A 20806-nucleotide genomic window follows, 5' to 3' on the forward strand; every position below is an offset into this window, starting at 1 on the left:
ACTATGCCAAACAAAAATCGTTGTTTAACACCCGCCACCGACGAAGAATGCAGAAGGGCAAGACTCAGCCTTCAGGACACACTGGATGTAGTAGGCGGAAAATGGAAACTGGTACTGATCTCCATATTGAGAGGCGGTAAGTTAAAGTTTCGGGAACTATCCAGGGAAGCCGGGATATCGCCCCGAATATTATCAAAGGAATTGAAGGAGATGGAAATCAATGGTCTGGTTACCCGGACGGTACTGGACACCAGACCCATCATGGTGGAATATGAACTTACACCCTACAGTAATACGCTTTCCGAGGTGATCATTGCCATGCATGAATGGGGGAAAAAGCATCGCCAAAAAATGATTGGACAGAAATCGTAGCCGAATTTTCGAGGGTAGTAGAAAGCTGGCTGATCAAAAAGTAAGCTGTTCCTTTTTATTGTATCATCTCTCCAATAAAAAGGAACAGGTCATTCAAATGATCTGTTCCCTTTTTGGCGCGCACATCCATTCCATATTGAGAGGTGGCAAGTTAAAGTTTCTGGAACTGTCAAGTCACCCCCTGAACTCCTTCGGCGTCGAATTATTGAAGCGCTTGAAAAAATGAATGAAATGCGCCAGTTCTTCAAATCCCAGGCACCACGAGATCTCTGAAATATTCCAGTTCGTATGCTTTAACAAGGCACGGGCTTCCTGAGCTATGCGCCCGGAAATTACCTGCGAGGTTGTTTTGCCCATTACCGCTTTTACATTCCGGTTCAAGTGGTTGACATGTACTGCCAACTGGTCGGCAAATTCGGCCGGAGTTTTTAATTTTATTTGTTGGTTTATTGATTCAACAGGAAACTGTCTTTCCAGCAATTCAATAAAAATGGCCGTAGTTCGCATAGCAGCATTACCCCTGGTTTCAGCTTCGGCAGCCGAAGTGGCTGGTTGCATTTTCTGTGCCTTGTGCACGAGTGCATACACCAGATTGCGCAGTACATCATACCTGAACTGGTAATCTGATTTAATTTCAGCCAACATCTGTTTAAAGGTATCGATCACCTCTTGCACAGTTGTCTCATTTAACATAAAGACCTTATCGCCCCCTGGTTTGAATACCGGATATTCTTTTATGTTACCGAAATGGCTAAAGAAGTCTTCCGTAAAAATGCAAAAATAGCCGCATTGGTTATCATCCAGCGGTTCCCAACTATAAGGGATCATTGGGTTACCGAATAACAAAGAATATTTCAGACAATCAACCGTTTTATCAGCATAATGTATACGGTTGTTTCCTATCAACAAGGTGATCTTATAAAAATCTTTCCGGTTATACGGGAGCGGTTTTGCATTCTTGCCCACGAACGGATCCAGCTCAAAGACATTGAAGTGACCGAGCCCTTCTTTCAGCTCTGCAGGGATCCACTTGAATTTCGATTTGTAGAACGCTGAAAGGGTCTGTGTTTTTTCCATAATCCAATTTAGCAAAAATTAAAAAAAGTCCCATGACCGTGCCCAGGACTTTCATTGTTTCAATAATCGGTTGAAAAGGTAATGTTTTTTAATTCGTTCAGCGACCTGTTCAAATCATCGATCTTTCCTTTTGCTCTGTTATACGCATCGGAACCAAGGAATAGTATAGTCGGCGGATCAGGCATTTCGGCCAGTTCAATAAAAGCGGCTGCGGCTTTATTTGGATCACCAGCCTGCACACCATGCATACTCCTGTATCTTTGGTGTGATTTACGTACCGAACTATAATCGCCAATGCTGTTTTGGGTAAATACCAGCGAATTGTTCGAAAGGAATTCGGTACGAAAAGCCCCTGGGGCCACTACGGTTGCGTGAATATCCAGATCTTTTAAATCTTGCGCTAACACTTCGGTCATTCCGGTTAATGCAAATTTTGTAGCTGCATACATAGCCCAGCCGGTGGCTGCGGCAAAACCGGCTATGGAAGAAATATTGATGATATGTCCACTCCGTTGTCTGCGTAAAAAAGGAAGGGCTGCCTGCATTACATAAACGGGCGCGAAAACATTTACATCAAAACTTTGCTTCAATTCCTGTTCAGAAAATTCTTCAACGGTTCCGCCCATGCCATAACCGGCATTGTTCACGATCACATCCAACTGGCCAAATTTTTGCACCGTATTTGCTATTGCTTTTTTAACAGCAAGCTTATCAGTAAGGTCAACACCAAGCGGCAAAAATTTATCAGAAACTGCCCCTGCTGATGAAATAAGCTGTGCCTCGTTTCTGGAGGTAGCTGCGACCCGGTATTCTGCTTCAAGTAATGTTTTCGTTAATGCAAGTCCCAGTCCTTTCGAGGCACCGGTAACAAACCACACCTTTTTGTTTTCTTTAATATTCATTGTTGCTGTTTTTTTGTTTGTATAATAACACTCATGTGCCGGGGTATACCTGGCGGCCATGGTTGTTTTTATTTCAACAAAATTACAGGCCGGCCGGACGCCATCTGTTGCTGCTATCAAACCGAAAATTGCGTGAATCAAACAAAAAGCAGAAGCAAGTGGCTTATAATGGAATGATTAAGCAAAACGGAAATATTGATAAAATCGATAATCATTCTCCTTTGATTGAATTTTCAAATTGGCAATAATTTACGGGTATCGGGGGTAATCGATATTGTTGTATTACCCAACACTTCAGCGGATCGGGTATAAATCAGTTTCTTGTTCATCAACATACAATTAACGAATTTTCAATATCCAACTAATACTAGGAAACAGTTGCCCCGGCCTGTTCATTTTTACACATTCAGGATCTGATACCTATAACGAAAATTCGTTACCCGATGAAAACCGTCTTACAGGCAAGCGTTGTTAAACACCTTCCGGTAATATTGTGTATAGCGATATTATCAGTATATAACGTAAAGGGGCAAACTTGTCCGCCGCCAGTTGCAACCACTATCACTTCCAATGCCAATACGTATTATCCGGGGCTGCAGGCAACGGTTAGCGCAGGCAGTACTGCTGTTGCCATAGGCGCCGCCGCTTATGGAACAACGCCTGTAAGTGCGGGTGATATTCTATTGATCATTCAAATGCAGGGTGCGCAGATCATTTCAGCCAATGACGCTACTTATGGAGATGGTGTAAGCAGTAGCGGTTACCTGAATAATGCTGAATTATACGCCGGTAATATGGAATATGTAGTAGCAACTAATTCCGTTCCGTTGACCGGCGGTACGTTGACGCTGCAGACGGGAACGGTTAATAATTATAAAAAAGCCGCTTTTGGCGCCGATGGCCAGTACACTTACCAGGTAATTCGTGTACCGGTATATTACAACCTTATTTTGAACGCCGACATTACGGCGCCTCGCTGGAATGGGGCAACCGGCGGAGTAATAGTGATGGCGGTGATGAACACCCTTAACATGAACGGTGATACGATCAACGTTTCCGGCGCCGGTTTCCGCGGCGGCGGCGGCGTACGGCTGACTGTTGGCAATGAAAACAACCCCGTCTTTGTCACTGCGTCGCCCACCAATGCCAACATAATTGCCCAGACTGGCTTCCATGCTTCCAAGGGGGAAGGGATAGCCGGAACACCGCGGCTAATTAACAGCAACCATTATGGTTCTCTGGTGCAAAATACAGAAGAAGGCTATCCCGGCGGCAGTTTTGGCAGGGGCGCCCCCGGCAACGCTGGTGGGGGCGGCAATGAAATTAACAGTGGCGGTGGTGGCGGTGGTAATGGCGGCGCAGGTGGAAAGGGCGGCAACACATATGGAACGAATAGGCTGTACGGCGGTAATCCCGGCGCTCCATTCGCGCAGCGAAACCCGTTGCAACTGGTGATGGGCGGCGGCGGCGGAGCCGGCGACAGTAATGACGGTACCGGCGCCCCAGGCGGCGGGTTGGCTTCCAGCGGCGCCGCGGGTGGCGGCATTGTTATCATCAGCGCCGGCGCCATTATTAACCCGGGGGTTGTATTGGCCAATGGTAGTAACGCAAATAGCACTGTTACCAACGACGCAGCAGGCGGTGGTGGCGCTGGTGGTAGCGTATTGATCAACGCCCACAGCGGTCATTCCAATCTCACTGTATTTGCCAATGGCGGAAATGGCGGCACTAATTTTTGGATTACTAACAACCCTACTCCGCAACACGGGCCCGGCGGTGGTGGCGGTGGCGGTGTTATATGCACCAACGGAACACTGAATGCAGCTTCGGTAACAGGCGGAACAGCCGGCACTACAAATAATGGTTCGGGTACTATTAATTATGGCGCCCAGGGCGGCGCTGCAGGGGCATTAATTACAGGAACGGTGGTGGCCTTCCCTCCTACCTGTACGGCTTTACCCATGAAATTTTTAATGATAAATGGAAAAAGGAACGGGGCGCAGGTATTGATCAACTGGGAGGTTGCCCATGAAAAAGAGGTAACAAACTATACCATAGAACGGAGTAACAATGGGACCAGTTTTGTTACAGCCGGCATAGTAAAGCGTGGGAATGACGAGATGGGCAGGTATAACTTTTCAGATGCATCAACCGGTACAGAAGCGACTGTCTTTTACCGCATCAAAGCACGCAGTACGAACGGTCAAACATTTTTAAGTAAGGTTATTACCATACAAACCGGTTTTTCTGAAGGCGCATTGGATATAGGTCCTGTTCCTGCCATGGAGCATGTTACACTCAGATGGCCTTCAACCGGCATTAATAAACTCCAGGTTACCATGTTCGATGTAACCGGTCATGCCGTGCTGAGCCGGCAATACAAGTTAAAAACAGGCCTTAATGAATTGCGGCTAACCGACCTGCAAAGCTTGCCGAACGGAATATATTTTGTCAAAGCCTCCGATGGCGCCAGTTACCGGAATGGTAAATTGGTAAAATTGCAGCGCTAAGTAATACATAAGCTTTTTTACTTTCCTATCCCTCTAACATAGGCACCTCCATTGTGCCGTTCCACATTTTATAAATAGCATTCACTATTATCAGGCCGCAAGGTGAACAACGGCTTCATTTTGTGGATTTTTCCTGTTTAACAGGCCACATTTGCATGTGCTAAACTATTTACTTTTACGGGTACAGGTCCACGTTGATACATACCTTATTATTCATATAAATATCTAATATGAAAAATCTATCCTGGCTCAGTTGTGCAGTATTATTACTGTTTGCATGTAATAAACAACAGCACGTTCCCCTATTGACAAAAAAAACTACAACTACAGCGGCATTAGCCAATGTTGTAGCGGTAAGTAAAACGACGACTAAGAAAATTTTCATTCACTACATGCCCTGGTTTGAAACGCCTGACTCTAAAGGGGTATGGGGATACCATTGGAAAATGAATACGCAGAATCCGGAAATTATTGTAAATGGGAAGCGGCAGATTGCCGCTTATTATTATCCACAAACCGGGCCTTATTACTCAGGCGATCCTGCAATCATTGAGTACCAATTATTATTGATGAAATATGCAGGCGCCGATGGCGTTTTTATTGATTGGCCCGGAACGAGAGCGATCTATGACTTACCCGATAATCTTACCAATTCCAATGCATTCATTAGCAAGCTCAATGCAGTAGGTTTACAATTTGGAATTGTACAGGAAGACCGGAACTGGAATGCCGGCAATACCGCTGGCGCGCATGGTGACTTTGTTTATATGCAAAACAATTATTTCCCGCAATCTAATTATTTGACAACAAATGGCGCCCCTGTTGTACTCAATTTTGGACCGATCACTTTTCATACATCTACTGAGTGGGATGCTATTCTACATGGTATCAGTCCGAAGCCCAGGATACTACCATTGTATGGATTTACTTCAGAAGTAGGAACGAATAATGCAGGTGGGGAATATCCCTGGATATACCAGAGCCATCCCGGGGTGGTGGATAACTATTATGTACAATCAGCCAATTTTCCTTTGTCTATTGGTGTAGTGTATCCTGGGTTTAATTCTTTTTATGCAGCAGGGCAGGCAGATGGCCCTACATGGAAAATTCCGTATAACGGAACTTTTGGGATGATGTTAGATAAGGCACTTGCTTCCCGGGTGAATATTATTCAATTTGCCACCTGGAATGATTATGGAGAAGGAACGATGATAGAGCCTACACAGGAATTCGGATATTCTTTCCTTACGACTATGCAACAAAAATTAGGCGTTCCTTACACGCAACATGAATTAGAGTTGATCTATCAATTGTACCAGGCCCGGAAAACGTATGCAGGAAATTCGGCTGTGCAGATGCAGTTGGACCAGGTGTTTATTTACCTGGCTAATTTGCAGGTAACCCAGGCAGAGTCATTATTGAATAATTTGGGTGGTGGAAATACAACTACGGGGGTGTATATAAAAAACAGGTGGTTGAGTACTTATTTGTATGAAGATAATGGGCAGGTGAAGTACACCACGTTCCCAGGCGGGAATCAATATCGTTGGGTACAAGAGACGGTGAATGGACATGTACGATTTAAGAATCTTTCCACGGGGCATTACCTGAATGTAGAGCACTTATATAGTTATGTGGAAAGCACGGATGTACCGGGTACTTACTATAGCAGTTATTGGGTGCTGGAAAATTATAACGGGTATACGCGGTTGAAGAATGAATGGAAAGGCACTTATCTCAATTTGGAGAATCAGAGTGGGTTGGCGCAGTGTACAGTGGTGCCAGATTATTTTGAGAGTAATCAGTGGAGTTTGGTAAAATAATATTTGCGCAATCAAATAACAGTTGCTTATCTCGCACAAAAGCATCGTGAGCAATTATTTCGTCACCAACCCTATCATATTACCTTCAGGATCTTTGAACCAGGCAAACTGTTTGCCATTAGGCAGGGTCACTGGGCCAATCAGCTTTTCTCCTCCTTCTGTGGCTATCTTTTCCAAATGTGCATAGATGTCGTCAACCTGGATGTATACCATTACATAATTATGGGGTTCATGACCCAAAGCAACAATTTGCCCCTGTATACCATCTGTAGTACGGGTGTTCACCAGGTTGGCAAAAGGAATACCGGTGGGCGTCCAGCCGAACTGATTCTGCTGCATAATTATTCAACGCGGATAAAAGAAAGACCGCAATCCCGCTCCTGACCTGCATTCCAGAAAACGTTAAAAAGCAAACGAAGGCGTCTCAAAAATAAGAGGCGCCTTTTTTGTGTTTTATGGCGATGTATAGAGCGTAATGGAATTGAAGTAATCCCCAAAATTACTTTTTCACCCTCTTCATATATACAAGGGGTAGTTTGGATATTAAAACAAGAGAATTTTGACCATAATAATCACTCATTTGTAACATTTCCTACCCCATCCTGAAACAATCAGACACTATGGTGCACCCTTAATGGCATAACATTTGAATCCTAAACGGCTTCAACCAACGAATAAAATCCGTCACATGAAACAATGTTATCCTAAGAAGCTTTTATTGTTCTTAATGTTGTACATAATATCAGCAAAGGCTGATGCTCAAACCTATGCATGGAAAAATGTAAAGTATTGCCGGCCCCGATTTATAGTGGCTTTCTGGCTGATCCTTTTTTGCTTTTCACAAACAAATCTAATTGCACAATCATTTGGTAATGTAGCCTTTGGGGGAGGTGGTTTTATAACAGGGATCATAAGTCATAAAACATCAGGCGATGTTTACTGCCGCACAGATGTTGGAGGCGCTTACCGTTGGGATGCCGTAAATTCAAAATGGATCCCTTTGCTCGATTGGAATTCTGAGGATGAAACAACCTATCAGGGAGTGGAAGCTTTGGCGCTGGACCCTCAGAATCCAAATAATCTATATTTATTTGCCGGGACTGATTACTTCAATGGTGGAAAAACAGCGATCTTAAAATCCACAGATAAGGGAAATACATTTTCTATAGTGGAGGTGACTTCACAATTTAAGACTCACGGAAATGCTTTGGGAAGGGGTAATGGCGAACGTCTGGCTGTGGATCCTAATAACAGCAACGTCCTATTTTGCGGAACGAAATCAAATGGTTTGTGGAAAAGTACCAACGGTGGTTCTACCTGGACGCTGGCCTGGAATGGAGTAACCACTACAACCAATGGAAACGGGATCTGCTTTGTAGTGTTTGACCCTTCCAGTGTTTCGGGAGGAGTTACCCAAACTATTTATATTGGAGTATCCCGCACGGGAGCCAATAACATATACAAAAGTACGGACGGGGGCAACACGTTCTCCGCAATTCAGCCTGATAATTCATTTATGCCTCACAGGGCCGTTTTATCTTCTGATAATTCTACTTTATATGTATCAATGGCGGATGAACAGGGTCCATCGAACGGCAGCAGCGGAAGAGTTTACAAATTGGCTACTGCTACGGGAACCTGGACCAACATTACTCCAGAGGGAAATAATTACCCTTATGGTGGCGTAAGTGTTGATCCGGCAAATAAAAACAGGGTTATTGTTTCCACGGTTAACGTCTGGAATAACAACCAGTTTTGCAACAACGTTTGGGGAGATCGTATTTACTTATCTACCGACGGAGGGAGTACCTGGACCTCAAAGTTGACGTGCACAAGCACCCTGAACACCAATGGCATTGGCTGGATCGCTCCTTATGGGATACATTGGGCAGATTGCATTGACTTTGATCCGTTAAATACGGCAAGAGTAAGGGTGATGTCGGGGAATGGACTTTTTACCTGCGATGATATCAATGCAACCAACGTTTCCTGGAAATTTGATGTAAAAGGACTGGAAGAAACGGTAGTGCTTGATGCTATAAGCATTCCGGGAGGCCCTCTTATAACCGTAATGGGAGACCAACACGGAGCGGTGTACGCTTCGGATATTTATACCTATGCGACTCAGTTAATTAACCCTAGTGCTCCTAATAACACCAGTGTGGCATATGCCGCTAACAACACCAGTAAAGTCGTAAGGGTTACAGATAATTTATACTACTCTACCGATCAGGGGTCAACCTGGACGCAAGCGGCTTCTACTAATGGCGGCGGCTATGGGAAAGTAGCATTGTCGGCAGATGGAAATACCATACTTCATTGTCCCGGCGGCAGTAGTACAACTTATTATTCAACAAATAATGGAGGTTCATGGACAAGTACAGGTGTTACTAATGTGCAGGATGCTCATCCAATAGCAGATTACGTTAACACCAATAAATTTTACATGTATAGCCCTAATAGCGGACAACTGTTAGTAAGTACCAATAAAGGTGTAAGTTTTACCGCCTCAGCATCTAACCCAGGTCAATGGGGATCAGCACGGGCAAGGGCAGTTCCGGATAATGAAGGACATGTATGGGTAGCTTTGGGCGGGGGCGGATTGAAATACACCACGAACAATGGAACCTCATGGACAACTGTTGCCAATGTTACTAATTGCAGAGCTGTTGGATTTGGTAAAGCTGCAACGGGAGCTGCTTATCCCGCTGTTTATATTTGGGGAACTGTTGGCGGGGTAAGAGGTATGTTCCGTTCTACAGACCAGGGCGCTTCGTGGACACGAATAAACGACGATGCCCATGAGTGGGGAGGCGTGGGTAACGGTAATTTTGTAATGGGCGATATGAACGTATATGGCCGGGCGTATATGGCTACAGTAGGACGAGGTCTGGTTTCTGTCGAATCAGATCTGTCGGTGCTGCCCCTGCAATTTACCCATGCATCCGTATCGCAACGGCCGGTATCACAAAAAGTGTATGCAGATGTGAAATGGCAAACAAATGCCGATGCCGGTATTACCGGGTATGCAGTGGAAAGAAGCCTGGATGCGGTTCATTGGCAGGAAGTATATACTACCACCGCAAACAGGCAGAATAATTATACATACAGCGAAGATGTTACTGCTTTAAGTGGTACCATACGCTACCGTATCAGGGAAATTAATAAGAGTGGTTATGGCAGCTATAGCGCCGTACTTACGCTGCGATTATCAGCTATTACCCGAACAACAATTTCTGTAAGGCCCAATCCGGTCATAAATAACGTTATTAATTTGTACCTGAATAGCCAGGCAAAACAACAGGTAGTGGTGCGGGTGGTTAACCTGTTTGGACAAACCCTTTATACCAGTGCTGTTGTGCCCGTAGAACCAGGAGAGAATGTAATAAATATACCAGCAGATCAGTTTCCCCATAGCAATATTTGTTTTGCAGAAGTGTTGAATGCAGCCGGTGGATCAAAGATCGCCACCATAAAAATAATTTTCTGATCGCTGAGAATAAGGTTGGGTTCCGGCTTGTACTGATTGCGTACCTTTTTCACAAGAATACTTCGAACGCAAAAGCCCCTTCAAATCCGATGATTTGAAGGGGCTTTTAATTTTTTTTCGCCGGAACAACCGGACGAATATAGAACCTATTGAAAGGAAGTGCAAAACTTTTGCAGTATGAAGATTATGGAATAAGGCCTGACAATATCTTACATGACGATTCAAATTGGATTTATTATTCTTTATTGTCAACGCAATTGCAGTAAATTTTTGGGCATACAAGGTCCTATTTATAATGAGGAATTGAATTATAAGCTATTTTTGAGCATTCAGGAACCTCAAGCTGGCTTAAAAGATACGTATTCACAGCTTAATATTCAGTAATTTTAAATATACAAAATTATTGAGAACAAATATGTCGGCACAAATTTCTGTAGAGGCCTTCCTGCAACAATATATTCCCGATTCCCAGTCGTATAATGAACTATATACCGAACACGGTGCCATAAAGGCTGTTTGGGAAAGTTTTTTTTCTTCGTTGCAAGGAATGGGGCATACGGAAATACAAAACCGCACCCATGATATTTTACGGCTACTGAAGGAAAATGGCGTGGCGTATAACATTTATAATGATCCTTCAGGAGAAAATCGTCCATGGGAGCTAGACCCCATTCCACAAATTATATCCGCAACAGATTGGGCAGTCATTAATAGCGGGTTGGTACAGCGGGCTACGCTGTTCAATTTATTGCTAAAAGATATTTACGGTCCTCAAACGCTTATCAAAGAGGGAATTATTCCACAGGAGTTAATATATATGCACCCCGGGTTTTTACGATCGTGCATGCATATTAAATTACCCGCACAACAACACCTGGTGGTATACGCAGCCGATATGGCACGCGGAAGTGATGGCCGGTTATGGATCGTCAGCGACAGAACCCAGGCCCCTTCGGGCTACGGGTATGCCCTTGAAAATCGTTTTGCCATGTCGAGCGTTTTACCGGAATTATTTTCCAATTTACAGGTAAGAAGATTATCGCCATTTTTCGACTCCGTGCAACAAGCGCTCCATAGCATTGCGCCAAACACGAATGATACCCCCAGAATTGTTATACTTACACCCGGTCCGGAAAATGAAACCTATTTCGAGCATTCCTATCTGTCGGGTTACCTGGGCATTACCCTGGTGCAGGGTAACGACCTGATGGTAAAAGATAATTTTGTATGGCTGAAAACCATTGACGGCCTTGAAAGAGTAGATGTGATCCTGCGCAGGATGGACGACGTATACTGCGATCCGCTTGAGCTGAAAAGTGATTCATTACTGGGTGTACCAGGATTATTACATGTAGTACGAAAAGGAAACGTAGCAATTGCCAATCCCCTGGGCAGCAGTATTATTGAAAATGCCGGGTTGATGCCTTTTTTGCACCTGGCCGCCCGCCACCTGCTCAGCGAAGACCTGATAGTTCCCTCTATTGCTACCTGGTGGTGTGGCCAGCCCCGGGAAATGCAATATGTGATCGACAACCTGCCCCACCTGGTTATTCGCAGAATATTCAGGCATACTGCCGGCAACCGCAGTGCTGTTGACGGAGCGTCCCTTACTGCCGCTGAAAAATCAGCGCTTATAAGAAAAATTAAAGCCAATCCCCATTTATACACCGGTCAGGAAAAGATCGATTTCTCATCCACCCCTTCGTGGGTGAATGGGAAAATAGAATCCAGGCATTCGCTGATCCGGGGTTTCCTGGTAAAAAAAGAAGATAGTTTTGTTGCTATGCCTGGTGCGCTTACCCGCACCAATTACACCAAAAGCAGCTTTGTTATTTCTAACCAAACCGGCGGCATCAGTAAAGACACCTGGGTTATTTCGTCGGGCGAAGACCATGTGCAACCACTCAAATTTCAGTTGCAAACCAGCGGTTCTTACAATTTGATACAAAAGGAATCTTTACCAAGCCATACTGCCGAAAACCTGTTTTGGGCCGGACGTTATACAGACCGGCTTATTAATAACGCCCGGTTGTTGCGAACCGTTATGCAATTTGTTATGCATAGTCAGCAGCCCTCCCCTGCTACAGCAAATGCTACCAAAAAAATATTGCTGGCAGCGCTTACACATTGTACCTATTCCTATCCGGGCTTTACAGGCGATGAAAATACAGAACCCTATCAGCAGCTGCTCAATGACCCCTGGAATGAATTTTTGCAAACCCAGTATGATGAAAATAAAAGCGGCGCACTTTCGCAAAACCTGGTCCTGTTTAAAAAATCGGTATATACTATTCGCAGCTTTTTATCGGCCGACTCCTGGCGGGTGATAGACCAACTGGGCGAAACATGGCAACGGGCAAAAAGCCAGCCCCATCACGAACCGGCTTCTATGATCAACGACATAGACAATTTGAACACTTCCATGTTTGCTTTTTTGGGCATGAACCGTGAAAGCGCCCGGCGCGAGCAGGAATGGGCTATCTTCGACCTGGGAAGAAAGTTGGAACAGTCGCTGTTTATTATAAGGATATTGCAACAGGTATTGTATAAAAGACAGGAAACGCAAACAGAATATGAACTGCTGGAAGCCATACTGACGGCCACTCAAAGCATGGTTACCTACCGGTACACCTTCAGAGACCATTTGCAGCTGCCGCTGGTACTGGAGTTGCTGATGTTAGATATGAACTATCCCAAATCACTGGCTTACCTTTTTGATAAGATCAGGCTGCATGTATCAGCACTGCCCAAACAGGGTAAAACCCAAACATTGAGTGAGCCGGAGCGGCTGATGCTGGAAGCGCATACCCTGCTGAGTTTGTCAAACGGACTGGTATTATCAAAATCGGAAGGTAGCGGCGAAGAATATGTTGCCTTGAGCAAATTGCTTTTTAAGCTCAACGAATTATTATTGGAAGCCAATGCCGTTATTTCAAAAACTTATTTCAAACATACCCTTTCGCAGCAACAATTATTTGTTACCCGGATCTTATAATTGCTTTATGTTGTATAGCATTAAACATACCACCACTTATACGTATAAGGAAACCGTGCCGCTTTGCCATAACCTGGCCACGCTGGCGCCCCGGGATACCCCTTCGCAGATATGCCGCTCCTTTGCACTAGATATATCGCCTGTAGCCGGGATCGTTGATGAATACCTTGACTTTTTTGGTAACCGGGTTTTCTATTTCGTGGTAGAACAGGAGCATGAAATGTTATCGGTAACCACCTCCTCTATTGTAGAAAGGAAAACGCCGGAATGGAAACTAACAGCCCCAAACCTTCAAAGCTGGGAAAGTGTACGCGATCTGCTGCAGTCATCAACGGGAGAATACATGCACGAGAAACAATTCGTTTTTCCTGCTGATATTACTATTGCAACGGAAGCTATTCAGCAATATGCCGCCCAATCCTTTACACCACAACGCCCCTTACTCGAAGCAGCAAGCGACCTGATGCAGCGCATCTATACTGATTTTACCTATACACCAGGCTTCACAACGGTTTCAACTCCGCTATCGGTAGTAATGCAAGAAAGAAAAGGAGTATGCCAGGATTTTGCCCACCTGGGCATTGCCTGTATGCAGTCAATGGGACTGGCCGCCCGGTACATCAGCGGTTATCTTGAATCGGTACCACCACCTGGCCAGGAAAGGCTAACAGGTTCCGACGCCTCACATGCCTGGTTTTCGGTTTTTATACCAGAAATGGGCTGGGTTGATTTTGACCCTACCAATAACAAATTGCCAGATGAACAATACATAGTTATTGGCTGGGGAAGGAATTATTTCGACATCGTTCCCCTGCGCGGCATTATTATGAGCAGCGATCTGCACCAGTTGTTTATTGCCGTAGATGTTAAACGGCTCACGGGTTTGTAGTTTGAGGTTTATGGTTTGTTGTTCTTTAATTCGAAAAGTCATTATTAATAGCGAGGCTCAAAGCGCGGCAGCAACCACAAACTGCAAACCACAAACTACAAACTAAAACTTTTCTTTTTCCGAAGGTCAAGGGTGGTAGGAAACTCGCTATCGATATCAGGTATGGGCGAATCATATACGAACGGTAACCGGTTGTTCAATACATAACGCTGCACGCCCGAAGTAAATGACTGGAAAGGCTGTTGTGCCTGTCCCTGTGTATGGCTGGTAACACCAAACCGGTTATGACGGCGGGATTCTGCTTCAAAACTATTTACTGGAAATGTATCATAACTTCTGCCGCCCGGGTGTGATACATAGTAGGTACATCCGCCAATGGAACGACCATTCCAGGTATCTACAATATCAAAGGTTAATGGAGAATCTATGCCGATGGTAGGATGCAGGGCACTGGGCGGTTGCCAGGCCCGGTACCTTACACCACATACATATTCGCCTTTTACTCCGGTAGCCGTCAATGGCACTATCGAGCCGTTGCACAATAAAATATATCGTTTATCAACCAAACCTTTCAGCTTTACCTGCACTTTTTCAAGCGAGGAATCAACAAAGCGGGAAGTACCCGTGTTCGACATTTCTTCACCCAACACATGCCAGGGTTCTATGCCCATGCGCAACTCCAATTCTATATCGCGTATGTTTAAAGAACCGTATTGCGGGAACCGGAATTCAAAAAAAGCATTGAACCAGTTTACATCAAATGCATAGCCTGCATTATTCAAATACGCCACCACATCTTCCATATCCTGTTTTACAAAATGGGGCAACAGGTACTTGTCGTACAAAGCAGTTCCCCGCCGTACCAGTTTATGTTTATAAGGTTTTTTCCAAAATGCAGCAACCAGGGCCCTGATGAGCAAAGATTGCAACAGGCTCATGTGTTTGTGGGGTGGCATATCGAATCCACGGAATTCCAAAATACCCAACCGGCCCGATGACGAATCGGGTGAATACATTTTATCTATACAAAATTCCGAGCGGTGGGTATTGCCGGTAAGATCGGTTAATAAATGCCTGAACAGCCTGTCGGTTATCCAGAATGGTATGAATCCTTTTTCCGGCACCTGCCCAAAGGCAATTTCCATTTCATACAAATTATCTTCCAACCCTTCATCAATTCTCGGCGCCTGGCTGGTGGGGCCAACAAAAGCGCCGGAAAATAAGTACGACAGGGCTGGGTGGTGCTGCCAGAAGGTGATCAAACTGCGCAACAGATCGGGCCTTCGCAACAAAGGACTATCAGCAGGTGTTGCCCCCCCAATGGTTATATGGTTACCGCCACCTGTGCCGGTATGGCGGCCATCGAGCATAAATTTTTCAGTACCCAGCCGGCACAGGCGGGCCTGTTCATACAACAGGCTGGTATTATTACAAAGCGCTTCCCAGCTTTTGGCAGGATGAATATTTACTTCTATCACCCCGGGGTCGGGCGACACTACCAGTTTTTCGAGCCGGTTATCGCGGGGCGGTTCATACCCTTCAATGCGAACCGGTATATTCAGTTTGGAAGCGGTAGCTTCTATAGATGCCATCGCATCCAGGTAATGTTCCAGGTAATGCATGGGCGGCATAAAAACGTATAAGAAGCCATTTCTTATTTCCACGCTTAATGCGGTTCTGATAGTAGCAACGTTAAATGTAATTTCAGTCTCTGGTTCCGGAAGCGTTTCTTTGGCTACAGGCGCTTTCTTCTTCTTTCCGCTTCCTTCCCCGGCAGCAACTACGGTTTGATGCACGATCCGCTGTTCCGGTACTGAATGCGCCGTAATGGTCCCATACCGCTCAGTAATGGTATCATGAAAAAAATCAAGCGCCGGCAATTCTTCAAACATACTACGCTCTACAGCCTGCGACATTTTGGCCCTGGTCACTACAGGCAATGAGTCTAACGGCAATCGAAGCCCCACAGGGGAATTGCCCGGCATCAAATAAAGATGTTCGCGGTTAAACACCCATTTACAGCTGAGCCATTTATTATTCCAGTAATTCCATTCCAGGGGTAATACATAACCAACAGGTTCGCCCAGCCCCTGGTTCAGCAATTGCGCCAGTGTTTTTCTTTCCAGCGGATCTTTCAGGTTGCTTTTCAGCGGATCAACGTTTACCGGCAGCTTCCCCTCTGACCACAGAAAATAGAACACATCTTCATAAGCCGGGCTTATATTATCGGTGCTAACGGCCAGGTGCCGGGCCAGTTCATTCAAAAAGCGCTCGGCATCTTTATACGTAAGGTCCCGGCCGTTTTTTTCATGTGCAATCAGATTAATATTCCGCCATATGGGGTAACCATCCTTTCGCCAGTACAACCCATATTGCCAGCGAGGCAGGGGCTCACCAGGGTACCATTTCCCCTGCCCGTAATGAATGAACCCACCCGGCCCGAATTGTTCGCGTAACCGGTAAATGAGGTCGTGGCTCAGGATCCTTTTTTCATAGCCATCAGCCGCGGTATTCCATTGCGCCGATTCCATATCGTCGATAGAAACAAAAGTGGGTTCTCCACCCATGGTTAACCGCACATCACCGGCTACCAGGTCTTCATCAACCTGGTAGCCAATGGCGTTAATTTGCTGCCATTGCGCTTCAGAAAACGGTTTGGTCACCCGCGGATCTTCATGAATACGGGAAACTTTATTTTCAAATGTAAATGTTACCTCGCTTTTATCTGCGGCGCCCACAACGGGGGCGGCGCTGGCATAATCGGCCGTACAGGCCAATGGAATATGCCCCTCGCCGGCAAACAGGCCCGAGGTGGGGTCCAGGCCAATCCAGCCTGCCCCTGGCACATATACTTCTGCCCAGGCGTGCAGGTCGGTAAAATCACTGGCAGCACCCGAAGGGCCATCCAGCGATTGTTCATCAGCTTTCAACTGCACCAGATAACCCGATACAAAACGTGCGGCCAGGCCGGCATGACGCAAAATATTAACCAGCAACCAGGCCGAATCTCTGCACGACCCCAACGCTTTGGTGAGTGTTTCGTCGGGCGTTTGTACGCCCGGTTCCATACGGGTAGTGTATACAATTTCATTATTCAGTTGCCGGTTAATGTTCACCAGGAAATCAACAATGGGAGTTGGGGTATTGGTGTCAATATGTTTTTTAACCCATTTTTGCAGTAAAGGTCCTTCCGCTTTATGCTCAAGGTAAGGGGCCAGTTCTTTAGCCAGCACAGGCGCATATACAAAAGGAAATAATTCAGCATAGTCCTCTACAAAAAAATCGAATGGATTGATCACCTGTAAATTGGCGATAACTTCCACATCAATTTCCATGACGTCCGTTTTTTCAGGAAAAACTACCCGGGCCTGGTAATTGCCAAAAGGGTCTTGCTGCCAGTTTATAAAATGGTCTCGTGGTTTCAGCTTAAATGAATAAGCCTCAATGGCAGTTCGGGAGTGAGTCGCAGGCCGCAACCGGAATATATGAGGGGAAAGAGCAACCAGCCTGTCGTAGGTATAAACGGTTTTATGTTGTATTGCCACCCTGATAGCCATAAAGCAGAGTTTGGTTAAGTATAGAATAAGCAATACAATCGTTATTTAAATTTAAGTTTGAAAATGGTGATATTAAAATATATTTCCAATCCCGGCATCGGCAGCTGAACTTGAATTTTATTGTTTAGAAAGCAATGTCTTTTTTACCTCAGATGGATTCAGATAATTCAAATTAAACATTAATGCCATTTACAGGCACCCCAGCCCATGAAAAGGGTTCCTTGCCGGCGGCAATATTGAGAGTTCTAACTTAAAAAATACCTTCGAATGGGCCATCAATATTTCGCTGGAACTTCCGAGGAGGCAACAGATTATTTACTAAATAGGCTGCTGGCTCATGTCCGTGCGGCTACGTCAGCAGCGTATTTCTTTGATGTAGGAGCAGTCCCGGGATTACCTCGTACTCCCTCCTTTTTGTAATTCCCCCATACAACGAGTATGCCGCATAAAATAATCGGAAACAGCATAGCGATAAAACGGTAGTGCACCGGCGCTACCAGGATATTAAACCCCGCCAGGAATAACCAGAAAATGGCAATAGAAAAGATGATTTTTCTAGGCACAGCGGACAGGATGAACTTGCGGGGATTCATTAGATAAAACAGCATGGTTACCACGAAAGCAACGCTAAACAGGGAATAAATATCCCGGAACGGTTCGTTCAGGTAGCGTGGCAGTAAAGCGTTCGCATCATTACTAATCCTTTCAGGAAGCCCATACCATTGCCGGACGATGGGAATCTGGTAGATTTCAGGAGTAGTGTATGCAGATAACCCATTCATCTCCGGGATAAAAAAAGTCCTGGCGTTAGGAAGCACGAAATACCTGAAATATCTAATAGGGTATTGTTTAATAATATCCCATGCATACTTGTTTAAAATTACAGACTCGGCCGTCCATGCGGAAAACTCATCTACAAAAGGATTGCGGGCGCGGTACCAGCGTTTGAAAACCACGAAGGGGCTGGCATCCAGCCACATATAGTCATCCTCCGTGACTCCATTGTAGTTCGGGTTGACTTTCCGGACTGAATCGGCGTACTTCCTCGCCAGGCTATCCAGTAGGCTGATATCAGGATCGTCAGTGTCTACCTTGGCGCCAGGAGTTCTTTCATACACGCTCATGGCATTATTGGCTAGTTGCCAGCCACCGAACCCGGAAAATGTGGATACGCCCGTAGCGTCTTCTACCAGGCTTTTTGTATGCTGGTAAAAAATAGCACTTAACAGTAATATGCATGCAATGGTGGAAAATTTCTTGAGCTTATGAGGCAGGAAGAGCAGAATCACTATGATGGCAAGTACCGGGTATACCAATACGCTATACCTGACAAAGAAGCTGCACCATAGTGTTAACAACATGAGTGCAATATCCATCCAGCGATAATATAACAGTATTCTTATCAGTAAGGTGATCCAGATAACCGTTAAGGAGATAAAAAGGCTATCAGATAGTATGCTATTTGCCAGAAATAGCATAGGTGGGTTGACCAATGTAAAGAAAAAAAGAATATTCTGGTATAAAGGCTTTAAGTCAAATACTTTAAGAATGGTAAAAAGAAAGAATAATGTGGATGCCAGGTATAGAAAATATTGCGCAAAGACGACAGCTGATATGGAAGAGTTGTAGTTATGTACTGCTTTCAGGAAAACAGAATATCCCAGCGGACGATAAGAAACAACACTGTTTTCGTCAGCAGCACCGTAAATATACATTCTTGAATCTGTGACAAAATTAGGTACCGGGTAGATGTTCTGCAGGATAATGAACAGAACAAAAGATATCAGGCAGAAGATTAATACACGTTTGTATTTTATCATAGATCCGATTTGTTTTTCTCCCGGAGGCACTTCCCAGGTACCCGGTAAATGAAAAATTGAAAAAAATAATATTACTATTTACCCCTGGACCGTTTTGAACCCGTTTTGGCTGAAACAGCCTGCCTAAACTTAATCCAGGTTGTTATAGTGCGATGTTAAGAAAAATTAATTATCACGAGGCAACTATTTTACAAATGCGTTGAAATCGTCTATAACTGAGTAGAAAGTGCCAATAAGCGTGCAAAACATGGCATGGTAATACTGCCTTCATTCCGTTTTGCTGGGTTCGAGCATATTGGGTAAGGGTTGATCAAATAAGCAATTTCATATTATAGTTTAATTAGTTAATAAAGGTGGGGAATTAGGTCTGCCATAAATGGAATAGCCACTGTTTGGGGTGGCCACCGGAAATATCAATAAACGGCTGGCAAAACTAAATTCTATTTATGCAACGGATCGATTCAAACTGACCATAAAAGACCTATTCCACCCCGACGGAACTGCAGCAGGCACCTCCGTATCTTTTTCCATGCCAGATAATTTATAAGCATGTATAAATACAGGGCGGTGATCATTGACGATGAACATTCCGGAAGAGAGGTGCTTTCCCGCCTGCTGGCGGCATATATTCCAGAGATCGATCTTGTGGGTAAAGCTGCCGGTTTGCAACAGGGGCGGCTGCTTATAGAACAGCACAGCCCCACATTGTTTTCCTGGAGGGCTCTCAGTTGGAATCACTAAATAGATCAAGTGAAATTATTAACTTCAAACAATAAGATGACTTCTCGTAATTATTTTACGGATATAGATAAATGTCTTTGATTAAAGATGAAAGTTTCAGCGTAAAGTTGGCAATTATGTAACATCTTTAAATATTCTGAATGTATGTTACAAACTTTGTCGCACATCTAATGTAATACGAAGCATTTATAACTTACTATGACGCATCCATAACTAACTTTAGACCAATATGACTAAACTTTGGAGCAATCTGATTAAACATTGGCGCAACCTGACAAACGTTAGAACAACCTGATTAAACTTTGGGGCAGCCCTATACAATATTGGCCAATAAGTGCATAACTTTTGTGTAAAGTTCTTTACTTACATTCACAAGTTACAAACTTATGTTGAAAAGTTATGAACTGATGCTCCATAGTTGGTTATTGATGACCTATAGATAAGAATTGGTGACGTATAGATAAGAATTGATGGAAAGTAAGTGAACGAGGGTTAATTCATAGTGTCTCGTCCTAACATAACTATACAGGTGAAGAATAAATCCTGAAGCAACTATACACAAGCGGCAGATAGTCCTGAAGAAGCTATACACAAGCAAGTGATAATCCTGAAGTTGCTTTACAGTTTGAG

At 44.6% G+C, this 20806-nt stretch carries 12 protein-coding genes; 7 read left to right on the plus strand and 5 right to left on the minus strand.

The window, feature by feature from the left end:
• Positions 1-3 precede the first annotated feature (3 nt).
• Positions 4-372, plus strand: a complete 369-nt coding sequence (locus FAM09_RS30525) for a winged helix-turn-helix transcriptional regulator (protein ID WP_136580972.1) — start codon at positions 4-6, stop codon at positions 370-372.
• Positions 373-546: 174 nt separating this feature from the next.
• Here FAM09_RS30525 and FAM09_RS30530 read toward each other — a convergent pair whose 3' ends face one another.
• Complete coding sequence (locus tag FAM09_RS30530) at positions 547-1449, minus strand: helix-turn-helix domain-containing protein (RefSeq protein WP_136580973.1); 903 nt, start codon at positions 1447-1449, stop codon at positions 547-549.
• A 59-nt stretch (positions 1450-1508) separates the two neighbouring features.
• Complete coding sequence (locus tag FAM09_RS30535; protein WP_136580974.1) at positions 1509-2351, minus strand: SDR family NAD(P)-dependent oxidoreductase; 843 nt, start codon at positions 2349-2351, stop codon at positions 1509-1511.
• A gap of 443 nt (positions 2352-2794) precedes the next feature.
• On the opposite strand from FAM09_RS30535, the gene FAM09_RS30540 reads away from it, so the two are divergent.
• Together FAM09_RS30540 and FAM09_RS30545 are read left to right on the plus strand one after the other, a co-directional pair.
• Positions 2795-4861 (plus strand): T9SS type A sorting domain-containing protein, encoded by a 2067-nt coding sequence (locus tag FAM09_RS30540; protein WP_136580975.1) that lies wholly within the window; start codon positions 2795-2797, stop codon positions 4859-4861.
• A gap of 230 nt (positions 4862-5091) precedes the next feature.
• Positions 5092-6684 carry a glycoside hydrolase family 71/99-like protein gene (locus FAM09_RS30545; protein WP_136580976.1) on the plus strand — a complete coding sequence of 531 codons (1593 nt, stop codon included), beginning with the start codon at positions 5092-5094 and terminating at the stop codon, positions 6682-6684.
• Between the two features lie 54 nt (positions 6685-6738).
• Here FAM09_RS30545 and FAM09_RS30550 read toward each other — a convergent pair whose 3' ends face one another.
• Complete coding sequence (locus tag FAM09_RS30550) at positions 6739-7023, minus strand: VOC family protein (RefSeq protein WP_136580977.1); 285 nt, start codon at positions 7021-7023, stop codon at positions 6739-6741.
• Positions 7024-7372: 349 nt separating this feature from the next.
• On the opposite strand from FAM09_RS30550, the gene FAM09_RS30555 reads away from it, so the two are divergent.
• From FAM09_RS30555 to FAM09_RS30565, 3 genes are all read left to right on the plus strand, one after another.
• Positions 7373-10174 carry a beta propeller repeat protein gene (locus FAM09_RS30555; protein ID WP_243751818.1) on the plus strand — a complete coding sequence of 934 codons (2802 nt, stop codon included), beginning with the start codon at positions 7373-7375 and terminating at the stop codon, positions 10172-10174.
• A 415-nt stretch (positions 10175-10589) separates the two neighbouring features.
• Complete coding sequence (locus FAM09_RS30560) at positions 10590-13169, plus strand: circularly permuted type 2 ATP-grasp protein (RefSeq protein WP_136580978.1); 2580 nt, start codon at positions 10590-10592, stop codon at positions 13167-13169.
• Between the two features lie 7 nt (positions 13170-13176).
• Positions 13177-14058: a transglutaminase family protein gene (locus FAM09_RS30565; protein ID WP_136580979.1), complete on the plus strand. Its 882-nt coding sequence runs from the start codon at positions 13177-13179 to the stop codon at positions 14056-14058.
• Between the two features lie 95 nt (positions 14059-14153).
• Here FAM09_RS30565 and FAM09_RS30570 read toward each other — a convergent pair whose 3' ends face one another.
• Positions 14154-17615: a transglutaminase family protein gene (locus FAM09_RS30570; RefSeq protein ID WP_136580980.1), complete on the minus strand. Its 3462-nt coding sequence runs from the start codon at positions 17613-17615 to the stop codon at positions 14154-14156.
• 335 nt (positions 17616-17950) lie between these two features.
• Complete coding sequence (locus FAM09_RS30575) at positions 17951-19435, minus strand: hypothetical protein (RefSeq protein ID WP_136580981.1); 1485 nt, start codon at positions 19433-19435, stop codon at positions 17951-17953.
• Between the two features lie 549 nt (positions 19436-19984).
• Between FAM09_RS30575 and FAM09_RS30580 the strand changes: the two genes are divergently transcribed.
• Positions 19985-20176 carry a response regulator gene (locus FAM09_RS30580; RefSeq protein ID WP_136580982.1) on the plus strand — a complete coding sequence of 64 codons (192 nt, stop codon included), beginning with the start codon at positions 19985-19987 and terminating at the stop codon, positions 20174-20176.
• Positions 20177-20806: the final 630 nt, after the last annotated feature.

Source organism: Niastella caeni, from assembly GCF_004834005.1.
In the GTDB taxonomy this organism is placed as follows: domain Bacteria; phylum Bacteroidota; class Bacteroidia; order Chitinophagales; family Chitinophagaceae; genus Niastella; species Niastella caeni.